The organism is Eggerthella sp. (genome assembly GCF_048329335.1).
GTDB classification, from domain to species: Bacteria; Actinomycetota; Coriobacteriia; order Coriobacteriales; family Eggerthellaceae; genus Eggerthella; species Eggerthella lenta.
Genome location: NZ_DBFEGU010000059.1, coordinates 1 through 5818 on the forward strand (window position 1 = coordinate 1; position 5818 = coordinate 5818).

Annotated in this window: 5 protein-coding genes and 1 tRNA gene; all 6 read left to right on the forward strand. The window is 60.3% G+C overall.

Annotated elements, in window-relative coordinates:
* Positions 1-358 precede the first annotated feature (358 nt).
* The 6 genes from ACMO6A_RS01955 to ACMO6A_RS01980 all read left to right on the forward strand — a co-directional run bounded on the left by ACMO6A_RS01955 (position 359) and on the right by ACMO6A_RS01980 (position 5490).
* The gene (locus ACMO6A_RS01955; RefSeq protein WP_015761499.1) at positions 359-1423 is read left to right on the forward strand and encodes a polysaccharide deacetylase family protein; all 1065 of its coding nucleotides are present in this window, start codon (positions 359-361) and stop codon (positions 1421-1423) included.
* A 192-nt stretch (positions 1424-1615) separates the two neighbouring features.
* Positions 1616-2890 (forward strand): ArsB/NhaD family transporter, encoded by a 1275-nt coding sequence (locus ACMO6A_RS01960; RefSeq protein ID WP_009305360.1) that lies wholly within the window; start codon positions 1616-1618, stop codon positions 2888-2890.
* 111 nt (positions 2891-3001) lie between these two features.
* Positions 3002-3077: transfer RNA gene (locus tag ACMO6A_RS01965), tRNA-Thr, on the forward strand.
* 90 nt (positions 3078-3167) lie between these two features.
* On the forward strand, positions 3168-3998 hold the full coding sequence (locus ACMO6A_RS01970; protein WP_009305361.1) for a LytTR family transcriptional regulator DNA-binding domain-containing protein: 831 nt from the start codon (positions 3168-3170) through the stop codon (positions 3996-3998).
* 200 nt (positions 3999-4198) lie between these two features.
* Complete coding sequence (locus ACMO6A_RS01975; protein WP_009305362.1) at positions 4199-4429, forward strand: hypothetical protein; 231 nt, start codon at positions 4199-4201, stop codon at positions 4427-4429.
* A gap of 209 nt (positions 4430-4638) precedes the next feature.
* Entirely contained in the window at positions 4639-5490 is an 852-nt protein-coding gene (locus tag ACMO6A_RS01980) for a CPBP family intramembrane glutamic endopeptidase (RefSeq protein WP_009305363.1), read from the forward strand.
* Positions 5491-5818: the final 328 nt, after the last annotated feature.

Consider the following 5818-nt stretch of genomic DNA (forward strand, 5'->3'; position numbering starts at 1 on the left):
CCGTCGGCCGAAGCACGCGGCCGCATGCACCCGGCGACCCAGGAAGGTTATGCCCGAACGCAATTACGACGACGCTTTTTTCCAGCATTCGAATGACGAGCGAGCTTCCCGTCGTTCCGATGAGTCGACTTCTCCAGGTTCACGACCACACCAGTACAACACCAGGCAAACCGCACGTTCCACTGCCGCCCGCTCCCGCCTGAACGCAACACAGCAGCAACCGCGCAATGCGGCATCCTACCAGAAACCAGGACGTTACCATCGACCGCCGGGCCCCGAACAACCGAGGCGGCGCGCTGTTGGAATCATTGCCAGCCTGCTCGTAGTGGCCGCTTTCGCCGTTGGAGGGTACTTCGTCGTGCAGAGCCTGCCTGCCTCCATAACCCTCAATGGAGCCAACCTGGAAGTAGGCGGTCACAAGACGTTGGAAGACGCGCTGCGCGCCAGCGGCATCAAGCCGAAACCCGGCGATTTCGTTGCCGTGGACGGCTCGGTGATCGAAGCAGGAAAGGGCGAGCCGTTTCACGCCACCGTCAACGGCGAAGTCGCTACCGACATGGATACGAAGCTGAACAACGGCGACGTGGTCGAACTGGGCGACGGCAGCGCCATCGAAGAGCCGAGCGAAACCGCCGAGGAAAGCATCCCCTACTCGATCGAAGAGGAAGGGCGCGGACCTATCCACGTGCTCGAGGGGCAAGGCGCCGACGGATTGAAGCGCACGAAAACCGGCTCGGTCTCCGGCCTGACGACGGAAGAAGTCGTGCAGGAGCCTTCCAACGTGGTGCGCCGAAACGTTTCGCCGCAGGTAGGCGAGGACAAAGTGGTGGCACTCACGTTCGACGACGGCCCCTGGCCCGAATCCACCGCCGCAGTGCTCGACGTGCTGGCCGACCAAGGGGCGAAGGCCACATTCTTCACCGTGGGCAATCGCATCGACGGAGAAGGCGTCGACCTCGTAAAGCGCGCAGCAGCCGAAGGCCATCAGATATGCTCGCACTCGTTCGACCACGCGGCGGGCGACGGTCAAAGCGTGAACCTCGGCTACATGACGCCTGAGGATCAGGTCGCCGAAGTGCAGAAGGGCTACGAAGCCATCGAAGCCGCCACCGGCGCCGAAGCCAGCCATGTATTCCGCACGCCGGGAGGCAACTACGGCGAAGGCGTCATGCGCAATGTCGGGCCGCTGATCAGCGCGGAAATCGGCTGGAACATCGACTCGCAAGACTGGCGCAAGCCCGGAGCCGCCGCCATCGCCAACCAGGTGAAAAACGCCTGGCCGGGCGCCATCGTGCTCATGCACGACGGAGGCGGCGACCGATCGCAAACGGTCGAGGCGCTCAAAGACGCGCTCCCCTATCTCAAGTCGCAGGGCTACCGCTTCGTCACCATGGACGAGCTGCTCGGCTATCCGCTCTCCTAAACCTCGCTTCTGCCGCTCGCCGGACGAAGGCCTCCTTTGATCTTCTTCGGGATCGTTCGCCGCGAGACGTCGTGCCTTTGGCGACAAACATCATCGAAACCACCTGTTTCCTCAACATAGACATTGCTATAGTAAAGTACGTGGGCCGCGCATGGGTGCGACCGTTTCAGAAAGAGGGGTCGGCGGTGCTTCATGGACGTTAGCCAAATCGTTGCCGTTGCTGTGTTCGTCGTGGTCATGATCACCATCATGACCGAGAAGCTGCACCGGTCGCTCGCGGCCATCACGGGCGCGATGATCGTGTTGGCCCTGCATGTCATGCCGTTCGACGCGGCCATGGAGCACATCGACTTCAATACCCTGGGCGTGCTGCTGGGCATGATGCTGTTCGTGTCGGTAGTGAAGCTGTCGGGTGTGTTCGAGTTCCTTGCCATCAAGTGCGCACGACTTGCAAAAGGCGACCCTTGGAAGATCATGCTACTGTTCGTGCTGCTCACGGCCGTACTTTCAGCATTCCTGGACAACGTGACCACCGTGCTGCTCATCGGGCCCATGACGCTGACCGTATGCAAACTGCTCGACGTCAACCCCATCCCGTTCTTCATGACCGAGATACTCGCGTCGAACATCGGAGGCACCGCAACGCTCATCGGCGATCCGCCCAACATCATGATCGGCTCGGCAGCCGGATACTCGTTCTTCGACTTCATCCTGTACGATGCGCCCGCCGTGGCGATTATCCTCGTCGCGATCCTCGGCGTGTTCTACGCGCTATACGGCCGCAAGATGAACGTGGACGACGAGCACAAGGCCCGCATCATGGAGCTGGACGAGCACGCGCAGATCAAGAACCGGCGGCTGCTGAAGCAAAGCGTGGTGATGACCGCCCTGGTGGTGGTCGGGTTCATGGCGCATGGCGCGTTGGGGCTGGAATCGTGCATTATCGCGCTAGGCGCCGCGGGCATCATCATGCTGATCTCGGGCGAAAGCATCGAGGAAGCGCTGTCGAACGTGGAGTGGACCACGCTGTCGTTCTTCGCCGGCCTGTTCGTCATCGTGGGCGCGCTGGCCGAGACCGGCGTCATCGGCATGCTGGCGAACGGGTTGATCGACGCAACCGGCGGCAACGTGTTCATCACCATGCTGGTGCTGCTCATCGGCTCGGCCGTGATCTCCAGCTTCCTGGACAACATCCCGTTCGTGGCCACGATGATCCCCATCCTGCTGGCCATGGAATCCACCGGCATGGACGTCACGCCGCTGTGGTGGGCCGTGTCGCTGGGCGCCTGCCTGGGCGGCAACGGCACGCTCATCGGCGCCAGCGCCAACGTGGTGCTGTCCGACATCAGCAAGAAGCACGGGTACGAGATCACGTTCGCGAAGTTCTTCAAGACCGGCTTCCCCATCATGCTGCTCACCATTTTGATAGCCGGCGTATACCTGGTGGTGCGCTTCCCTCCAGCGTAAGCGCACGGGCGCGAGGCGCAACCGACACGAGCGAAAAACTCGCCTCAACCCCTTGCAGGAGCGCGGGGGTTCGGATATACTGCTTACTCGCGCTTCGCTTAGAAGCCGTATGCCAACGTGGCTCAGCTGGTAGAGCAACGCACTCGTAATGCGTAGGTCAGCGGTTCGAATCCGCTCGTTGGCTCCAGAAAAAGAATGCAGGTCAGGCGATGAGAGTTGCCTGACCTGCTTTTGTTTCCGGAGTTTTTCTTTCAGCGCCCTGGAAGGAGATGAGCTCATGTCCAAAGCGAACGGCAGCGAGGCGCTCGTCGCTGAACAGCTCTCCAAAGATCGCGCCGTCATCGAGCTATGCAGACGATCGCTCGTCAACCATTTCGTAGTGCGGGACATGGATGCCGCCTTAGCTTATATGGCCGACGATGTTGAATGGCTGGGTCCGTTCAGCTGTCAAACCGCCTCGGACAAGAAGACCATGGAAGACATCCTACGACCCGAGTACAGCATACGGCTCGCATTGGCAGACGAGCGTTGGCGCGCCCGTAAACGCGCCAACACCTGGATCGTCTCGGCACGCTATACGCTGCTCGTCGTGTCGGCCGGCGGAGAGCGCAGCATGCCGTTCAAGCAACATGCTACCTACGTATGGGCCCCTACGCCGGACGGACCTCGCATCGTGCATCTGCACGTGTCGAACGCCACCGATGCGAACCCGCTCTTGCCTTCGCTCGATCCTGGCCAGAACGCCATCGAATTCCTGTACGAGCACTTCGATGCCCAGGGATCCGGCGCCGGCAAGCTCAGCTTCCGAGACACGGACGGAGACGTTCACGTTCTGCATCCCAACGAACTGTACGCTATAGAATCCGACGGTCCACGCTGCGTCATCAGGCATGCGCACGGAAAGTTCGCGGTGCGAGGCGCCTTGGCAAGCCTGGAAAAGGAACTGCCTGCAAAGGACTTCCTTCGCTTGCACCGCAGTTGTCTGGTGCATCGCGGGCGCATCGCCAGCATCGAGGATCATCAGGCGCTGCTCGACGACGGCTCCTCCTACCCCATCGCGGAGCGACGCAGCCGGGAGATCAAGCAATCGTTCGAACTGACCTTGTAGCACACCTCGTCGCGCGACGCCGACCTCTCCCGCGCAACATGCCAGAGCAATCTGCCGACCGCTGCGTTCGTTGCGTTTGAACGGGCATTCGTTCTCAGGGGATCGCTCTTTGCCGGCGGTTCGATCTATAATCCAGTGGTATATGGGGATTTCGGAATAGGAATGTTCCGCAATGCGATCGGAAGGGCGGCGATTCGATCATGATAGACGACGAAAAGCTCGCCGCCTGTTTTTCCGACAAAGGTATGGAGCTTGACGATGACGACCTCGACCAGGCATCGGGCGGTATTAGCTGCCCCGACCAGATCGTCTTCTTCTGCACCAGATGCCATGAAGCGAAAACGGTCACGAAAACCAGCAGCGCGCTGATATGCCCCGATTGCGGTACGCCGTTCGGAGCCTCAACTTCTCCGAATCCCGATCCAACGTAGGGAGAACCAAGGGACGGTACCGGCAATGGCAAGAGCGACGGGCGTTGAGAAGCCGTATGACAAGCTCTTCCACCGATGGGACTCTTCGAAAGAGGTCGTTCGTTTCGTTTGAAGGGGCGTTCGTTCCGCGCATCTGAAAATCGTCCTGCTACCCGGTTACAATCTCGCATGCTTCATTATTTCGACCCTGCCAATGAAAGAGGAACCGCATGTCGACGATACGCACGTTTGCACGATCCCATCCGCTGCTCGTAACCGCCGTCGGGCTCGCCATCGGACTGGCCGTGATCTGGTTCGTGCCATCCGACGGGTCTTTGGCGAACATGATGTTCATTCGCCTGGGATTGACCATCGTCATGTTCGCCATCATGGCCGTCGCGGCAGGATGCAACATCATCGTGCCCAACGCCAAAAGCATCGGCCTCTCGTTCAAGAAGTCTATCTACCCGTTGGTCGTAGCGCTGGTCATGGGCGTGTTCGTTCTGCTCGGCACCGCAATGAAAAACGAGGGGATGGTGTCCGACTGGCCCTTGCAGCTGGCGCTGGTCATCATGCTCTGCCTGCTTGTGGGCACGTTCGAAGAGGGCTTGTTCCGCGGCATCGTTTTCAGCGGGCTGCTGGCTCGTTTCGGCGAGACGCGTCGAGGTCTGATCGGAGCCGTGATAGTCTCATCGCTGATCTTCGGCTTCGTCCATGTGACGCCGTCCATCATGAACGGCCAAGTGGTCACCGGTTTGGACATGGCCCAAGCGGCGCTCAAAACCCTGCAAGCCGGCATCCTGGGCGCGTTTCTGGCCGCCCTGTTCCTGAAAACGCGTAACATCTGGGGCATCGCGCTGGTTCATGGCCTCAACGACCTTTTCGTGATGCTGGGCGACGCGCTTTTTTCCGGCACCACGTCCACCACGTACGTCAACAACGACGCGATGATGGCCAGCGCATCAGTCGTCATGTACGGGGTGTTCTTCCTGCTGTACATCCCCATCATCGTCTCGACGGTGCGCATGCTCAAGCAAGTCGAAGTCCCCTGCAAAGGCCCCTTTGCCGATAGGTGGTCTTGAGCGACTTTGAATCCGCGCGAAGCCCCAACGGCTTCGCGCGCTATCTTTACTCGCGAAAACGACCGCCTTTCCACCTAAGGTTCACGCTCTTTCTCGCGTTGCTGCGCTAACTCGGATCACCGTCCTTCTTCGTCCTCCTTACGCTTCCGCTAACGGAATAAGCGCCGAGCGTTACCGGTGGTACTATCGCCGGACGACCCGACCGAAGGCAACCGGAGGAGCGCGCCCCGGTATCACGGCCAGCACGTCTTCGCCTTGCTGCTGTTTCATGTACCAGCCTTCGTAGTAAGGTTTCATGGCGCGCTCCTCCGGTTGCGTTCGGTCGGGT